A 16,705-nucleotide genomic window follows, 5' to 3' on the forward strand; every position below is an offset into this window, starting at 1 on the left:
ATGACGCTGACCGTCCGTCCCGCAGGTGCCGGCGATGTCGCGGGCATCGACCGGTTGATGCGCCAGAATTTCGCCGCGCCGGCCGAGGCGGAGCTGCTGATGCGGCTGTGCCTGGATGGCGACATGGTGCTGGCGATGGTGGCGGCGGACGAGGCGGGCGGCACGCTGGCCGGGGCCGCGGTGTTCAGCCGGATGCACGTTGAGCTGGATGGCGATCCCGTTGCTGCGGTCGCGCTGGCACCGCTGGCCGTGCTGCCGGGTTATCGGCGGCAGGGCGTGGGTGAGGCACTGGTTTCCGCCGGGCTGGAACAGCTGTCCCGTGCCGGGCTCGGCCTGTGCTTCGTGCTGGGCGATCCGGCCTATTATGCGCGGTTCGGGTTCAAGGCCGAGACGGCAGCCGGGTTCGACAGCCCCTATGCCGGGGATCATTTCATGGCGGCGGTGCTGACGGGACGGCCGATGCCGCCCGGCGTGCGCGGCGTGGCGGCGCACGCCCCCGCCTTTGCGGCGCTGGGGGAGGACGCATGAGTTTCAACACGTTCGGGCGGGTGTTCCGCTTTACCACCTGGGGCGAAAGCCATGGCCCGGCGCTGGGCGCGGTCGTCGATGGCTGCCCCCCCGGCCTGGCGCTGAGCGAGGCGGACATCCAGCCGTTCCTGGACCAGCGCCGTCCCGGCCAGTCGCGCTTTACGACCCAGCGGCAGGAACCGGATCAGGTCCGCATCCTGTCCGGCGTGTTCGAAGGGCGGACGACCGGGACGCCGATCAGCCTGATGATCGAGAATGTCGACCAGCGGTCCAAGGATTATTCGGACGTAGCAAAGGCCTATCGCCCCGGCCATGCCGATTATGCCTATGACGCCAAATACGGCTTTCGCGACTATCGCGGCGGCGGGCGATCCTCGGCGCGGGAAACGGCGGCGCGAGTGGCGGCGGGCGGCGTCGCCCGGCTGGCGATCCCGGAGGTGACCATCACTGCCTGGGTCGAGGCGATCGGCGGCGATGCGATCGATTATGCCAATTTCGACGCGGCGGAAATCGGGAACAATCCCTTTTTCTGTCCCGATGCGGCGGCGGCGGCGCGCTGGGAGGCGCTGGTCGACGGGGCGCGCAAGAGCGGATCGTCGCTGGGCGCGGTCATTGCGTGCGAGGCGCGCGGCGTGCCCGCCGGATGGGGCGCGCCGCTTTATGCCAAGCTGGACAGCGAGCTGGCCGCCGCGATGATGAGCATCAATGCGGTGAAGGGCGTGGAGATCGGCGACGGCTTTGCCGCAGCGACCCTGACCGGCGAACAGAATGCCGATGCCATGCGGCCGGGCGAGGACGGGATGCCGCAATTCCTGGCCAACCACGCGGGCGGCATTGCGGGCGGCATTTCGACCGGTCAGCCGGTGCTGGTGCGGGTGGCGTTCAAGCCGACCAGTTCCATCCTGACCCCCGTCGAAACCGTAACGCGGGCGGGCGAGGCGACCGAGATCCTGACCAAGGGACGGCACGACCCGTGCGTCGGCATTCGCGGCGCACCAGTGGTGGCGGCGATGATGGCGCTGGTTCTGGCGGATCAGAAGCTGCTCCATCGCGCCCAGTGCGGTTGATCCGGGCAAGACGCTGAACGCCGGCCGGTCAAACGGCACGGCTGACCGAAAGCCGTGGCAATCCGGCGACGGGGCGATTGAACCATGGCGGGGATCGGCGGTTTTCCTTGGGTGTCCTACCCGAGGAGAGTAACCATGCTTACCAAGTTCATCACTGCCAGCGCCCTGATGCTTTCGGCCAGCGGCATTGCCGCAGCCCAGACGACGCCGGGCACGCAGACCACCCCGTCGGCCCCGACCGATACGCAGCAGACGCAGACCCCGTCGCCGGAGCAGATGCCGGACGCATCGACCGCGCCGACGACCAGCCCGACGCCGACGACCGAGCCACAGGATCCGAACGCAAAGACCAGCCCCGCGCCGGAATCGCAGACCGATGAAGTCAAGCCGACCGAAGAGAGCGAGCCGGCCACGCCCCAGGTCCGCTGACGCAGGCAAGATCCCGGATTGGAAAGGGCGCGGGCCATACCCGCGCCCTTTTTCGTGGCCGCGCGATCAGGCGGTGCGTTCCGGCACCTCTGCCGCGTCGGCGGCAATTGCGCTGTCGGGGGCCATCGCCTCCCACGGAAAGATGAACCAGTCCTTGGTCACTGCCCGGTCGATCATGCGGGCGCGGTAATCGACCTTTTGCGCGGAGCGGACATTGTCCAGCAGTGTGGCGAAACGGACCTGGCCCATCGCCGCGCCCTTGGCGGCCATGCGTTCGCGCAGCTTGCCGATGGTGCCGCCGGTATCGTTGATGTCGTCAAGGAACAGCAGCCGTTCGCCGGCCCGCGTCCGTTCGGCCAGCCGGTCGAGCGGGGCTTCCGAAAAATCGGCATTCTTGGACGAATAATCGACCGACAGCGTGGCCAGCCCCGTAGCGTGGCTGAGATAGACACCGGGAGCAAGGCCGCCCCGGCCGATCCCGATGATGAAATCCGGCTGCCAGTCGTCCGCCGCCAGTTCGGCCGCCAGCGCCCGGATCAGATCAGCAAAGGCGTCGTGCAGGATGGGCGTGAAAATCGGCATCAGGCGTGTTCCGCGACAAAGGCATCGACGGCGGCGACATGGCGGGCGATGCTGTCCGCATCAAGGAAGCTGCCGGTAAAGCTGTTGCGGGCCAGCGTCGCCAGATCGCCGTGCGACAGCCCGCGTGCCGCCGCGACCGCGCGGTAATTTTCGGCGACATAGCCGCCGAAATAGGCGGGATCGTCGCTGTTCACTGTCGCGCGCAGGCCCAGTTGCAGCATCCGGTCGATGGGATGGGCATCCAGCGACGGGACCACGCACAGCTTCAGGTTGGACAGCGGGCAGACCGTCAGCGTCATGCCCGTTTCGGCCAGCCGCCGGGTCAGCGCATCGTCCTCAAGACTGCGATTGCCATGGTCCAGCCGGTCGATGCGGAGCACATCCAGCGCCTGTTCGACATAATCGGGCGGCCCTTCCTCTCCGGCATGGGCGACCAGTTTCAGCCCGGCATCGCGGGCGCGGGCAAAGACGCGGGCGAACTTTTCCGGCGGATGGCCAAGCTCGGACGAATCCAGCCCGACGCCGGTGATCCGGTCCAGCCACGGTTCGGCCTGGGCCAGGGTGGCAAAGGCCGCATCCTCGTCCAGGTGACGCAGGAAACAGAGGATCAGTTTCGAGGTAAGGCCATGCCGTTCCTCTGCCGCTGCCATCCCGGCCAGCAGGCCCTGCATGACCGTGTCGAACGGGATGCCGCGGTCGGTGTGCGTCTGGGGATCAAAGAAAATCTCTGCATGGACGACGCCGTCCGCCGCCGCCCGGTCGAAATAGGCGATGGCGAGATCGCGGAAATCCTCTGCAGTGCGCAGCACGTTCGCGCCCTGATAATAGATATCCAGGAAATCCTGCAGCCGGCTGAACTGATATGCCGCGCGGATATCCTCCACTGTGGCGAAGGGGATGTCGACGCGGTTGCGCCTGGCCAGCGCCATCATCAGCTCCGGCTCCAGGCTCCCCTCGATATGCAGATGAAGCTCCGCCTTTGGCAGGCCGGTGATGAAGGAATCGGGAATGCTCATGCCCCGTTTTCGCGCGGGGCCATGGCGGGAGCAAGCCTAAAGCCCCTCCCCTTCAGGATAGGGAAGGGGCTTTTCCTTCCCTACTTCGCTGCCAGTTCGTTGGCGGCGTTGGCGAGCTGGATGAAGGCCGGGCCAAGGTTCACGACATATTCGTTTTCGCCCCAGAAGAACGGCCAGTCTTCCTTGTTTTCCGGAAAATCGGGCTTCAGCATCAGGATACCGGGCACCACGCCGCCTGCGATGAAGCTGAAATCGGCACGGTTGCTGCCATAGCTCACCTCCTTTGACCGGGTGCCGACGCCGGAGACGAGCGACAGATTGTGATAGGGATGCGTGCCCATCAGGAAATCCATCGAACGGAACACCGCGCTGCCGTCGACGATCCCGGGAAACGCCTTGTGCAGCGCATAGGCGGTCAGGCCATGACTGACGACCGCGCCGGAACCGGCCCAGCCCCCCTCTGTCACCGGTACGCCGAACGGATTGGCCTTTGCCAGTCCGGCATCTGCCGCCGACCATTCGCGCGCCGCCGTTTCCAGCTTGCCGCGATAGGCCGCATCCATCATCGGCAGCGCCTTTAACGCGGTCTGCCAGTCGACCATGTTCTTCGCCGCCAGTTCGTCCCACAGCCGGGCGACATGGGGGGCGTATTTCGCCCTGTCGCCGGTGGTCAGCATCAACTCGACCGCCGCGTCGAACATTTCTGCCTCAAGCGGGCCGCCGGTGGTGTTGCCGTGGCTGAAGGTGAAGGGCGGGTGGCGCTGTTCCTCGTCCCACACCTGGATGGCGAGCCTGCGCGCCTTTGCCGCCAGTGCGTCATCGACGCCGCCCAGCACGCGCGAAGCCGCCGCCATCGCTGCGGCCGATCCGTAATTCAGGGCCGATGATTTGCTGGTGAAGACCCAGCGGTCATCCGGCTTGCCGCTGCGCCCGCCCTTTTCCTCGCCAAATTTGAGCGACGGGTCATAGATCAGGCCATCGGTCTTGGCCGCCGCATCGCCCAGATGCGTATATTGCGCCACGTCCGGTTCGACCACGCCGTGCACGGCATAGCCGACGGCATCGTACATCGACACCAGATAGCGGGTGCCGTGCGCGACCTGTTGCACCACGTCCGGCTTGCCGTCGGGCACGTGCAGTTCGACGCGGCGGAGCGCATTGTCGATCCAGGTCGTATCGCGCGCCGGTTTCCAGGTTTCCCACGCGTTCACAAGGCCGCGAATGGCAGCATATTGCGTCTGGGTGCGGATGTCGAAATCGCCGGCGTCCAGCCAGCCGCCGACATTCAGGCCGGGGATATGCTCGCCGGGTTTGAACCGGGTGTCGGTGGTCGGTCCCTGACGATACAGGTCGATATGTTCGTGATTGACGGGCGCCTGTCGCGCATCGTCGCGGTGCGGATCGCTGTGCCACACGCGATACGCCTCGTTCACGAACATATGGTCCATCTGGACGTTCATGAACACGTCGTTGGTGGGGTGCCAGGCATCGGCGAACACGTCGGCGCCGATGCGGAACGTGGCGGTGCGCGTGCCGTCATAATCGATCTGATACAGGCCCGGCGCAGTCGTCGCGGTGAAATCGGCGGTCAGATACTGATACCGTTTGTATTTGCCCCATGCCCGGGTCGGGATGGTCGCCGCTGGCCGTTCGCCGGTTTCGGTGATGCGGATCAGCCGGGCGGTACCGGCGGGCCGGGCATTGGCGTCCAGTTCGATCACCGCGACCTTTTTCTGCGCCGGGGCATAGCCAAGCTGCGAATGGCCGATATTGGGCGGACGGGTCCAGCCGGGCACGCTCGTCGCCTCGACCGTCCAGTCGATGACCGCGCCGGTCTTGCCCGAGGGCAGGGCGCCGCGCACCACGAACCAGCCATTCTGGGCCATGTTACGACCGTCATGCAGGGTCAGCGGGCCGCTGGCCGACCGGATGGTCACGCGGCGGGCGTCGTCTTCTGGCGCCAGTACGAGGGTCGATCCAGTCGCAAAGGGCACGGTTTCCGCCCCCGGCCCGACCTCGCGGCCGGACGCGGCATTGCGCTCGCCGCCCGCGACCATCGCCGACTGGGGATAGACCGGCATGGTGCCGCCCCTGCCATCGGCCAGATAGCTGCGGTGGAAATAGGCCGAGGGCAGGAATTCCAGATTGAACCCGGCCTTGTCCGCCAGCGCGGGCGGCAGCGGCTGGTCCAGCACGACCTGAAGCCGCATCGCCTTGCCCGCAGGGGTGCCGATGATCCGGTATCGGAACTGATGCTCGGGATATTCCAGGATTGCCTCGATCGCGCCGGTGGTCCTGTCGACCTTTCGCTCGACAAGCCGTCCGATGGGATCCCATTGACCCGGCGTTGCGGACAGGCGGACGTCGCCATTGGTGGCGGTCCGGACGCCCTGCTGGATCAGTTCGACGCCCGAATGTTTGGCATCGGCAAACAGGCCGTCATACCAGTTTGAAAAGACCAGCCAGTTGACGCCGCGCGCCTCCAGATAGTCCTGATCGGACAGGTTCAACCGGGTTTCGTCCCGAGGCTTTTCGGTCTGATCCTGCGCCAGTGCCGGGATCGACACCCCCAGCATTGCGGCAGCCGCCACGGTCAACAGCTTGCGTGCCATCATCCTCTCCCTGTCCGAACTGCAGGGTCACGCCCTGCGTTTTGATAGCGCTATCAAAAGGGCGAGGGGAGGGGAAGGGCATTCAATCCCCTGATTGCGGAACAAGTCGCTATGGTCTGTCGCCAGCAAACCGGGTGTCGCCCACCCTCGTTCATCCTCAGCCTGTCGAAGGATGCTGCCCTGCGTTGTGATCGCCGGGATACGTCCTTCGACAAGCTCAGGACGAGCGAGGGCGGGGTGTCATGACTACCCTCCTAAACCATCGCCAATGCCTGATCGAAATCGGCGATCAGGTCGTCGGCATTTTCGACGCCGATCGAGATGCGAACCAGATTGTCGGTGATGTCCAGCGCGCGCTTGCGTTCGTCGGGCACCGACAAATGGGTCATCGCGGCAGGCGCGCTGGCCAGCGTTTCCGTGCCGCCCAGGCTGACCGCCAGCTTGGCGATGCGCAGGCTGTCGAGAAAGGCGAACGCCTCCCGCTCCCCGCCCTTCAGATAGAGCGAGAAGGTGGAGCCGGCACCGGTGCAGTGGCGGCGGTAAATGTCCGCCTGTGCATCGTCCTTCAGAAAACCCAGATAGCCGACCCGCTCCACCTTGGCATGATCGCGCAGGAACGCGCAGACCTTTGCCGCATTCTCGCCCGCCCGCGTCATGCGCAGTTCAAGCGTTTCCAGCGATCGCAGCAGCATCCATGCGGTATTCGGATCGCAGATCGTGCCGATCGTGTTCCGGATCGCGCGGATCATGTCCATGTGCCGTTTCGACCCCAGCACGCCGCCCGCCACCAGATCGCTGTGCCCGCCGGCATATTTGGTCAGCGAATAGACGACGAGGTCTGCGCCATGCCGCAGCGGTTGTTGCCACAGCGGTCCGAGGAACGTGTTGTCGATGGCGATGGGCGGGCGATCCTCACCCGTGCCGAACACCGCATCGCGGGCCGCAGACACCGCCTCGATATCCACAAGCACATTGGTGGGATTGGCGGGGCTTTCGAGGTAGATCAGCGGCACCCGGCCCTTTGCCTTGGCCTGTTCCAGCACGCCCTCGATCGTCGCGCGCGATGCGCCGGCGGGGAAATCCAGCCAGTGCACGCCGAACTTGCCCAGCAGGCGCGCGATCATCGTTTCGGTCGCCGCATAGAGCGGGCCGGAATGGACGATCACGTCGCCCGGCTGGACAAAGGTGAGGAACAGGGTGGCGATGGCGCTCATCCCCGAGGAGAAGGCGAGCGCGTCCTCCGCCTCTTCCCAGACGCCCAGCCGGTCCTCAAGGATTTCCTGATTGGGGCCGTTGAACCGGGAATAGACAAGGCCGTCTGCGCCGCCCGGACGTTTGCCCGTCACCCCTTCGAAATGCCGCTTGCCCGCCGCGGCGTTGGGAAAGACGAAGGTGGAGGTGGCAAAGATCGGCGGTTTCAGCGCCCCTTCGGACAGGGCGGGGTCGAAACCGTGCCCCATCATCAGCGTGGCGGGGCTGAGCTTTCGTCCGCCGATCGTTTCGATATTCGCTTTTGGCCTGCGGCGCGGGGTAACGCCGGTCAGATCGGCCTCGGTTTCGTTGGACATGAATACTCCTGATACGGATGACCGCCCGTCTGGTGCGGGCGCGATTGCATCAGGGTAGCGGATCAAACGGCCCCAAGGAACCGCCCGTCAGCACCGCCCGTGTTTGGCAGAGCTGCAGACTTGCTTCCTTCGCTCATCCTGAGCCTGTCGAAGGATGCAGCCCTGCGCCTCGCTGTTCGCGATACGTCCTTCGACAGGCTCAGGACGAGCGAGCTTGGGGTCCGTGCATGCTATAATGGTGGTCGGCGAAGGCCGATCAGGCTGATCTGGCGGCCATAGTCGGGTTCGCGGCGATGGGTGGCGCGGCGGAACGAGTAAAAGCGGTCGGTTTGCGGATAGGTATCCTCGCCCAGCATCGCGACGCGGCCGATGCCCGCGCTGGCCAGCCGATGCGCGACATACCCCTCCAGATCGAACTGGACATGCCCCTCCCGCCCATCGGCGAAAAAGCGTTCGTTGGCCGCGTCGTCGGCGCAAAACCGCTCGGCAAAGGCCAGGTCGACCTCATAGCTGGCGCGGGCGATGCACGGCCCGATGGCCGCGACGATGCGGTCGCGGCGGGCGCCCAATCGCTCCATCGCATCAAGCGTCCGGTCGGTGACGCCGCCAATCGCCCCTTTCCACCCGGCATGGGCCGCACCGACCACGCCCGCCTGTGCATCGGCGAACAGTACCGGGGCGCAATCAGCGGTCAGGATGCCGAGCAGCAGGCCCGGCGTGCGCGTGACCATCGCATCGGCGTGGGGGCGGGCATCATCGGCAATGGCGGCATTGACGATCACCGCCTCTGCCGAATGAACCTGATACAGGGTGACGAGCGTCGCGCCCGGCAGCACCGCATCCACCGCGCGGCGGCGATTTTCGGTCAGTTCCGGCGACAGTTCCGCCTGTCCGCGCCGCCCCATGTCCAGGCCGGCCATGACGCCGGTCGAAACGCCGCCCCGGCGACCCAGAAAGCCGTGCGCGACCCCGTCCAGCAGGGTGGAGCGGAGCACCTCGACGGGTTCGTCGGCGCTCATAGCGCCAGCCGCAGGACGATGTCGGCATCCTCGTGATTGCCGACCTTGAACACATAGGGGCCGACTTCCTCGAACCCGTAGCGGGCATAGAAGCGGCGGGCGCGGTAATTGTCGGTGAACACGGACAGATACAGGTCCTGTGCCGCCGTGCCGCGGGCGGTGTCGATCGCCCATTGCATCAGATCGGCGGCAAGCCCCGTGCCCTGCCAGGGTTTCAGTACATAAAGCTGGCGCAGTTCGATGGACGGGCCGCGCGCCTCGAACGGCAGGCTGGGCGGGCCAAGTTTGGCATAGGCGATAGCCCGCCCATCCGCCTGTCCCATGCGCACGCGATAGGCCGGGTCGGTCAGCTCGCCCAGCCAGCGTTCGGTGCTGTGCCCGGCCAGGAACAGCGCCAGATCGTCGGGATGATACAGATGACCAAAGGTTTCGGTGAACGAATCGCGGGCCAGTGCCGCCAGCGTTGTGGCATCGTCCCGCGTTGCGTCGCGCAGCTGAACGGTCATGCCAGCCCCGCCGGTTCGGGCCAGCCGGGTGCGGTGACGGCAATCACCTTGAACAGCGCGCCCATCTGATCCGGGGCGACGAGGCGCAGCCGGTCCGCCTCCACCTGTTCGATCCGGTCGGGCGCGGCATTGCCGAGCGCGGCGGCGCGCGGGCCGATGCCGAGCGCGGTCAGCCATGCGCCCTGTTCAACCGGGCCATAGGCCAGCGCATCCTCTGCCCGTGCCGCCTCGACCAGCGTGGCGAAATCGACATGGGCGGTCAGATCGCGGCTGCCCGGTTCCTCGAACGGATTGGCATATTGATGGCCCGACACCGCCTGAAGCGTGTCGGCAAGCGTGGGGCCGCCGTCATAACCATAGTCGATGACCAGCGCGATGCCGCCCTGTGCCACCAGCCGCTGGCTGAGCGCGCGCATCACCGCGACGCTGGCGGGCGAGGTTTCCAGGATCGACCCCGGCGGTGCATCGCGCAGGTCCGGCGGGATGATCTGATCGAACCCGGTCTTGCCCGGAATGGGCAGGAACAGCGTATCCTGACTGGCCACCAGCCGCTCGCGCCAGCCCTCTGCCGTCCGGATCAGCTGGCGGATGGGCAGGGCGTCGAAAAATTCGTTGGCGACGATCATCAGGGGCAGGTCGTCGGGCACCCCGACCAGATCGACGTGCCATTCCGCATGGGGCACGCGTTCCGCCTGGGCCGCGCGCAGGACAGGGCTGGTTTCGACAAAATGGACGGGCGGGGCAAGGCCGACGGTCGCCATCGCGCGCAGCGCATCGGCGGCCAGCGTGCCGCGACCCGGCCCCAGTTCGACATAGCGCACCTCTGGCCGACCCGCCCGGTCCCACGCATCGGTCAGCGCAAGCCCGACCAGTTCGCCGAACATCTGGCTCACCTCTGGCGCGGTGATGAAGTCGCCGCGTTCGCCCAGCGGATCGCGCGTGGCGTAATAATGGGCGTTGGCCGCGCCCATATACTGCGCGACCGGGATCGGCCCGGCCAGTGCGATGGCGCGGGCCAGCCGTTCGGGCAGATGATCCTGTTCGGCGATGTCCATGGGATCAGGCGACGCTCTGTGCACCCGCAACCGGCTCCACCCGCTGGCGCCGCCCCTTGGCCGTCAGGATCAGGTAGATGCCGCCGACGATCATGGGCAGCGTCAGCACCTGGCCCATGTGCAGCACATTTTCGAAGAAGGTGCCGGCAAACTGGCTGTCCGGTTCGCGGAAAAATTCGACGATGAACCGTGACAGGCCATAGCCGAGCAGGAAGATGCCGACCAGCTTGCCCGGTTCGTACCGCGCCCTGGTGCGCCAGAAGGCAAAGGCGAGGACCGCGAACAGCACCAGCCCCTCCAGCCCCGCCTCGTAAAGCTGGCTGGGATGACGGGGCGGGTCGATGCCGCCTGCAATCGTGCGCGGAAAGATGATCGCCCATGGGACATCGGTTGGTTTGCCCCACAATTCGCCGTTCACGAAATTGGCGATCCGGCCGAAGAACAGGCCGAAGGGGACGCAGCACGCGACATAATCATGCACGCGCAGCCAGTTCAACCCTTCCTTGCGGCTCATCCAGATCAGCGCAAGGCTGGTGCCGATTACCCCGCCATGGAACGACATTCCGCCGTCCCACAGCCGGAGCACGCGCACCGGATTGACCAGCATGTCGGGGGCATAGAACAGGATATAGCCGATACGGCCGCCCAGGATGATGCCCAGCGCGGCATAAAAGACCAGATCATCGGCATGGCGCCGCGCCATCGGCGACCCCGGCTGCGCGATCAGCCGCAGCAGATACCACCAGCCGACGATGATCCCGGCGATATAGGCAAGGGAGTACCAGCGGAGCTGAAAGAAACCGAGGTCAAGCGCGACCGGATGCAGCCCCAGTGTTTCGAACCGGAGATAGTCGGTGCTCTGGGCGAGCAGGGAAAGGATCACGGCAGGCTCCTGTTGGTTGCGCGTTCCATAAAGGGGGCAGGCGCAAAACCCAAGCGCGAGTGCCCGCCGCGCGCGATCTTTCCGATTTCGCATGGGCTCCCGGGCGCTGGCGCTTCCGCCCGGCGGCGGTTAGAGCGGGGCGGATGGCACGCAAGGCGCAGCAACGGGGACCCGCGATCGACCGGCGGACGCTGATGATCGGCGGGGGCGCGGGCATCGGGCTGTTGCTGGCATGGAGCGTGTGGCCGCGCCGCTATCCCGATGCGATGGCCGCTGCCGAAAACGAGGTCCAGCTGGCCGGATGGGTCAAGGTCGGCCGCGATCATCAGGTGACGATCGGGATGCCGCAGGGCGAATTCGGCCAGGGCATCTGGACCGGCCTGTCGATGGTGCTGGCCGACGAGATCGGCGCCGACTGGCGCTATGTCGGGGTCGAGCCGGTGGCGGACGGGCCGAAATCGGCCAATGCCATGGCCGCCGATGCCGTGTTCGGCGACGGGCTGGCCGGCGTGCCCGGCGCGGTGCGGGATGAATGGCTGCGCCGCATCGGCCTGACCCTGACCGCGGGATCCACATCGGTGCGGCGGTTCGAGGCGGAGTTTCGCGCCGCCGGTGCCGCCGCCCGATGCCTGTTGCAGATGGCGGCGGCGGACCGCTGGGGGGTCGACTGGCGGCAGTGCACCGCCATCGGGGGTACCGTCCGCCATGGCGACAAGACGCTGCGGTTCGGCGAGATTGCCGAGGCTGCGGCGGGGTTTGACCCGCCCGATCCCGCCCCGCTGCGCGACGATACGGACGGGCGGCTGATCGGCCAGCCGCTGCCGCGCCTGGAAATGCCGGCAAAGATGGACGGATCGGCGAATTTCGCCGGCGATATCCGCCTGCCGGGCATGGTCCATGCCTCGGTCCGGGGTGGGCCGGTGGGGGACACCGAACTGATCGGTGCCCGGCAAAAGGCCGCGCGGGCGATGCCCGGCGTCATCGACCTGTTCACCTATGCCGACTGGGTCGCTGTTGTCGGGACAAGCTGGTGGGCGGCGGAACGGGCGCTGGACGTGCTGGCCCCCCGGTTTCGCACCGACAGCGGCATCGTCAATTCCGACAGCATCGACGCCGCGCTGGATGCCGCGCTGGAGGGGTCGGGCGAGCGTATCGTGTCGCGCGGCGACCTGTCGGCCAGTTTTCGCGGCGCGCGGATCATCACCGGCAGCTATCGTGCCGGCCTAGTCGTCCATACGCCGCTGGAACCGGCCAGTGCGACCGCAGCGTGGCAGGACGGCCGGCTGACGCTGTGGATCGCGACGCAGGCGCCGTCGCTGGCGCGCGAGGCGGCAGCCGCTGCCATCGGGATCGATCCGATGGCGGTCATCCTGCACCCGATGCAGGGCGGGGGCGGGTGCGGCGCCAAGCTGGAGACGCGCGTCGCGGCGCAGGCGGCGATCCTGGCCCGGCGGCTGGAAAAGCCGGTGCAGCTCACCTGGTCGCGGGCCGAACAGAGCGTGCAGGACCGGTTCCGTCCGCCCGCCGCCGCGCGCATGGCGGCTCGGCTAGATGCCAATGGCTCGATCACCGGCTGGGCCGCGCGGATTGCCGCACCGTCGACGGGGCGGGAAATGGCGGGCCGGCTGATGCGGCCCTATCTGGCCCGCGCGGCCGGATCGGTCATGCCGACGGGCATTGGCGACCGCGCGGCAGTGGCGGGGGCGGAAACCCCCTATGGCATCGCCAATCTGGCCGTGGATCATCACCCGGCGGACATCGGCGTGCCCACCGGATACTGGCGGTCGGGCGCACACAGCTATACCGCGTTCTTCACCGAATGTTTCGTCGACGAGCTGGCGCGGCTGGCCCAGACGGAGCCGCTTTCCTATCGCATCGCGATGCTTGGCGGATCGCCGCGCCTTGCCCGCTGCCTGACCACCATCGCCTCGCTCGGCGAATGGCAGGGGGCGGAACCCGGCAGCGGGCAGGGCATTGCCGCACACAGCTTTGCCGGGTCGCACATCGCCGTGCTGGCCGAGGCGCGGATGGAGGGCGCGCGCGTCCGCGTCGACCGGCTGGTCGCCGCCGTGGATTGCGGGCGGGTGATCCATCCCGACCTGGTGCAGCAGCAGATCGAGGGCGGAATGCTGGCCGGAATGGCCGCCGCCATCGCCGGTGGCACCGGATTTACGGAAAACCTTGCGGATGTGCGCGGATTTGCCCAGATGCGTCTGCCGATGCTGTCCGAATGTCCGGATATCACTGTGGAGATCCTTCGCAGCGATGCCGAACCGGGCGGCATTTCCGAATTGGGGGTGCCGGCAGTCGCCCCCGCCATCGCCAATGCGCTCGCAACACTGGGAGGGGACCGGTTGCGGACGCATCCGTTCAGGACAGCAGACGAATGACGCTCCCTCCCGATCATCCGCCCGTCGTGCCGCCCAGGATCGGCGTCCTGGTCGTCAATCTGGGCACGCCGGATGCACCCGACACCGCATCGGTCAGGCGCTATCTGCGCCAGTTCCTGTCCGACCCGCGCGTGATCGAAATTCCGCAACTGCTGTGGCAGCCGATCCTGCGCGGCATCATCCTGAACGTGCGGCCGCGCAAGTCCGCCCATGCCTATCAGCAGGTATGGACCGATGACGGGTCGCCGCTGGCCGCGATTACCCGCGCCCAGGCGAATGCGCTGAAAGGCCGGTTCGGGCCGGGCGTGACGGTCGATTACGCGATGCGATACGGCAAGCCCGCGATTGGCGACCGGCTGCGCGCGATGAAGGATGCCGGGTGTGACCGCATCCTGATCGCGCCGCTCTACCCGCAATATTGCGCGGCGACGACGGCGACGGCGAATGACGAGGCGTTTCGCGAGCTCGGCCGGATGCGGTGGCAGCCGGCGCTGCGCACCCTGCCGCCCTATCACGACGATCCCGTCTATATCGCCGCACTGAAGGACAGCCTGACCGAGGGGCTGGCCGGGCTGGATTTCGAACCCGATGCCATCGTCGCTAGCTTTCACGGGATGCCCAAGCGGACGCTGATGCTGGGCGACCCCTATCACTGTCAGTGCCAGAAGACCGCGCGCCTGTTGTCGGAGGCGATGGGCAGGCCGCTGACCGTTGCGTTCCAGTCGCGATTCGGGCCGGCAGAATGGCTTGGCCCGCCAACGGACAAGACGCTGGAAGAATTGCCGGGCAAGGGCGCGAAGAAGGTCGTCGTTTTTGCCCCCGGCTTTTCCGCCGACTGTCTGGAAACGCTGGAGGAAGTCGCGATGCAGGGGCGCGAATCGTTCATCGAGGCAGGCGGCACCCATTTTGCCTATCTGCCGTGCCTGAACGACAGCGCGATCGGCATGGCGATGCTGGAACGGCTGATCGGTCGCGAGCTTGAAGGCTGGGTGCGACCGGCTTAACCCTGTCGGGCGACAACAAGGAGAGGATCACATGGCACGAGTGGCAATCGTTACTGGCGGCACCCGCGGGATCGGCGAGGCGATCAGCCTGGCGCTGAAGGAGCAGGGGATCACCGTTGCCGCGAATTATGCCGGCAATGACGAACGCGCACGCGCCTTTACCGAGCGGACCGGCATCCAGGCGTTCAAATGGGATGTCGCCGATCACGAAGCCACGACGGCCGGGGTCAAGGTGGTCGAGGATGCGCTTGGCCCCGTCGATATCGTCGTCAACAATGCCGGCATCACGCGGGACGGCACGCTGCTGAAGATGACGTATCAGGCGTGGAAGGAAGTGATCGACACCAATCTTGGCGGCTGTTTCAACATGGCCAAGGCGACCTTTCCCGGGATGCGCGATCGCAAATGGGGCCGGATCGTCAATATCGGGTCGATCAACGGCCAGGCCGGGCAATATGGCCAGGTGAACTATGCCGCCGCCAAATCGGGCATCCACGGCTTTACCAAGGCGCTGGCGCAGGAAGGGGCGAAGTTCGGCGTGACGGTGAATGCCATCGCCCCGGGCTATATCGACACCGACATGGTCGCAGCCGTCCCCGCCGAGGTTCTGGAAAAGATCGTGGCCAAAATCCCGGTCGGCCGTCTGGGCCAGGCGACGGAAATCGCGCGCGGCGTTGCGTTCCTGTGTTCCGACGAGGCAGGGTTCGTCACCGGATCGACCCTGTCGATCAACGGCGGTCAGCATATGTATTGAGGCTTTGCCGGGATGGGCGGCCGACCGGCTGAATGCCGGTCGGCCGCGATCCTCGCTACGCTACCGGAGGACAAATCGGATTTGGCGGCCGCGATACGCAACAAGCGGCCATCCGGTATGCAACGCCATCGCGGATTGCCGCTGATCGGTTCCTGAACACCCAATTCATCTGGCGTTCATCCCGGGGAGCATCGTCCGGCGGGGGCGCAGCGGCATCGACTTTGTCAGTGTGCAGTGCCGCATGAATGGGTATGGGGGAGCGTGCGCATCCCCGTTCCCATCGTCCTTGCCGCCATGCTGTTCGTGACGCCCGGCTATGCCGGACTGGACAAGCTGCCCCTGTACGGGCCGGACCCGCAGGTGACGTTCACCGAGGTGGCGCTGTACCCGGATCAGCCGGAGCGGCGCGATCTTGGCCCGCTCACCTATCTGGGCGGCATGGCGATGGCCAGTTTCGATCCCGCCTTTGGCGGTTTTTCCGCCATGACGACCGACGGGCGCAACTTTCTGCTGCTGAGCGACGGCGGCAACTGGATGCGGTTTTCGATGCCGGTGTTCGGCCGTCCGGGCAAGCCGGCCTTTGGCGACCTGACCGACGGGCCGGGCGGTGGCTGGTTGAAGGAAGACCGCGATACCGAGGCGATGACCGCCGATCCGGCAACCGGCCGGATCTGGGTCGCGTATGAACGCAAGAATGCCATCTGGCGCTATGTCCCCGGACCGGGGCCGGTCCGTTCCGATGCGCATGTCCGGCCAAAGGCAATGCGCCGATGGGAGCTGAACCGCGGGGCTGAGGCGATGGTCCGCTTTGCGGATGGCCGGTTCCTGGTGCTGGGCGAAGATCCGATCTGGGGCGTGCCGGACCATTTTCCGGCGTTCCTGTTTGCCCGCGATCCGACCCAGCCCGGCGTAAAGGCCGTTCCGCTGCGCTATCGGACAGAGGACCGGTACCGCGTCACCGACGCGGCGGAGCTGCCGGACGGCAACCTGATCGTGGTGCTGCGGCGGTTCGACATGCCCTATCGCTGGCGCGTCAGGCTGGGCATCATCGACCGCGCGACCATCGTGCCGGACGGGACTGCTCCGGTTCGCACCATTGCCGAGTTCGGCGAGGGTACGCGCGTCGAGAATTACGAGGCGCTGGCGGTCACGCGGGAGGGGAAGGACGTGATCCTGTGGATCGCATCCGACGACAATCAGTCGATCCTGCAGCAGAGCCTGTTGATGAAGTTTCGCCTGCACATGCGAAAGGCCGGCGCGGAATGACCCGCCCGGCCTGTTGCATGGATCGT

15 protein-coding genes are annotated in these 16,705 nt (G+C 66.6%); 7 read left to right on the forward strand and 8 right to left on the reverse strand.

The annotated features are described in order from the left end of the window. From ACNI3Q_RS11975 to ACNI3Q_RS11985, 3 genes are all read left to right on the forward strand, one after another. Entirely contained in the window at window positions 1-528 is a 528-nt protein-coding gene (locus ACNI3Q_RS11975; RefSeq protein ID WP_426276972.1) for a GNAT family N-acetyltransferase, read from the forward strand. Next, window positions 525-1,595 carry a chorismate synthase gene (aroC, locus tag ACNI3Q_RS11980; protein WP_426276974.1) on the forward strand — a complete coding sequence of 357 codons (1,071 nt, stop codon included), beginning with the start codon at window positions 525-527 and terminating at the stop codon, window positions 1,593-1,595. Before ACNI3Q_RS11975 ends, aroC begins: the two co-directional genes overlap by 4 nt. 135 nt (window positions 1,596-1,730) lie before the next feature. Next, window positions 1,731-2,024, forward strand: a complete 294-nt coding sequence (locus ACNI3Q_RS11985; RefSeq protein ID WP_426276976.1) for a hypothetical protein — start codon at window positions 1,731-1,733, stop codon at window positions 2,022-2,024. Between the two features lie 66 nt (window positions 2,025-2,090). Here the strand turns inward: ACNI3Q_RS11985 and ACNI3Q_RS11990 are convergent, their stop codons facing one another. From ACNI3Q_RS11990 to lgt, 8 genes are all read right to left on the reverse strand, one after another. Continuing rightward, window positions 2,091-2,606 (reverse strand): phosphoribosyltransferase, encoded by a 516-nt coding sequence (locus ACNI3Q_RS11990; RefSeq protein WP_426276978.1) that lies wholly within the window; start codon window positions 2,604-2,606, stop codon window positions 2,091-2,093. Next, window positions 2,606-3,622, reverse strand: a complete 1,017-nt coding sequence (locus tag ACNI3Q_RS11995; protein ID WP_426276980.1) for an adenosine deaminase — start codon at window positions 3,620-3,622, stop codon at window positions 2,606-2,608. Before ACNI3Q_RS11995 ends, ACNI3Q_RS11990 begins: the two co-directional genes overlap by 1 nt. Before the next feature lie 80 nt (window positions 3,623-3,702). Beyond that, entirely contained in the window at window positions 3,703-6,234 is a 2,532-nt protein-coding gene (locus ACNI3Q_RS12000; RefSeq protein ID WP_426276982.1) for a glycoside hydrolase family 9 protein, read from the reverse strand. Between the two features lie 254 nt (window positions 6,235-6,488). Continuing rightward, on the reverse strand, window positions 6,489-7,802 hold the full coding sequence (locus tag ACNI3Q_RS12005) for a cystathionine gamma-synthase family protein (RefSeq protein WP_426276984.1): 1,314 nt from the start codon (window positions 7,800-7,802) through the stop codon (window positions 6,489-6,491). A gap of 230 nt (window positions 7,803-8,032) precedes the next feature. Next, window positions 8,033-8,821, reverse strand: a complete 789-nt coding sequence (gene pgeF / locus ACNI3Q_RS12010) for a peptidoglycan editing factor PgeF (RefSeq protein WP_426276986.1) — start codon at window positions 8,819-8,821, stop codon at window positions 8,033-8,035. Continuing rightward, window positions 8,818-9,327, reverse strand: a complete 510-nt coding sequence (locus tag ACNI3Q_RS12015) for a GNAT family N-acetyltransferase (protein ID WP_426276988.1) — start codon at window positions 9,325-9,327, stop codon at window positions 8,818-8,820. Before ACNI3Q_RS12015 ends, pgeF begins: the two co-directional genes overlap by 4 nt. Then, window positions 9,324-10,382: a class I SAM-dependent methyltransferase gene (locus ACNI3Q_RS12020; protein ID WP_426276990.1), complete on the reverse strand. Its 1,059-nt coding sequence runs from the start codon at window positions 10,380-10,382 to the stop codon at window positions 9,324-9,326. The genes ACNI3Q_RS12015 and ACNI3Q_RS12020 overlap by 4 nt, the downstream gene beginning before the upstream one ends. Before the next feature lie 4 nt (window positions 10,383-10,386). Next, complete coding sequence (gene lgt, locus ACNI3Q_RS12025) at window positions 10,387-11,265, reverse strand: prolipoprotein diacylglyceryl transferase (RefSeq protein WP_426276992.1); 879 nt, start codon at window positions 11,263-11,265, stop codon at window positions 10,387-10,389. 143 nt (window positions 11,266-11,408) lie between these two features. Here lgt and ACNI3Q_RS12030 point away from each other — a divergent pair, with 143 nt between their 5' ends. From ACNI3Q_RS12030 to ACNI3Q_RS12045, 4 genes are all read left to right on the forward strand, one after another. Beyond that, window positions 11,409-13,655 carry a xanthine dehydrogenase family protein molybdopterin-binding subunit gene (locus tag ACNI3Q_RS12030; protein WP_426276994.1) on the forward strand — a complete coding sequence of 749 codons (2,247 nt, stop codon included), beginning with the start codon at window positions 11,409-11,411 and terminating at the stop codon, window positions 13,653-13,655. Continuing rightward, a complete protein-coding gene (gene hemH, locus ACNI3Q_RS12035) occupies window positions 13,652-14,659 on the forward strand; it encodes a ferrochelatase (RefSeq protein ID WP_426276997.1) in 1,008 nt (335 codons plus the stop codon). The genes ACNI3Q_RS12030 and hemH overlap by 4 nt, the downstream gene beginning before the upstream one ends. A gap of 31 nt (window positions 14,660-14,690) precedes the next feature. Then, window positions 14,691-15,413: an acetoacetyl-CoA reductase gene (phbB, locus tag ACNI3Q_RS12040; RefSeq protein WP_426276999.1), complete on the forward strand. Its 723-nt coding sequence runs from the start codon at window positions 14,691-14,693 to the stop codon at window positions 15,411-15,413. Window positions 15,414-15,674: 261 nt separating this feature from the next. After that, window positions 15,675-16,679: an esterase-like activity of phytase family protein gene (locus tag ACNI3Q_RS12045; protein WP_426277001.1), complete on the forward strand. Its 1,005-nt coding sequence runs from the start codon at window positions 15,675-15,677 to the stop codon at window positions 16,677-16,679. The last annotated feature ends 26 nt before the right edge of the window (window positions 16,680-16,705 follow it).

Origin of the sequence: Sphingomonas eleionomae, assembly GCF_049889035.1 — a bacterium.
Taxonomy (GTDB): domain Bacteria; phylum Pseudomonadota; class Alphaproteobacteria; order Sphingomonadales; family Sphingomonadaceae; genus Sphingomonas.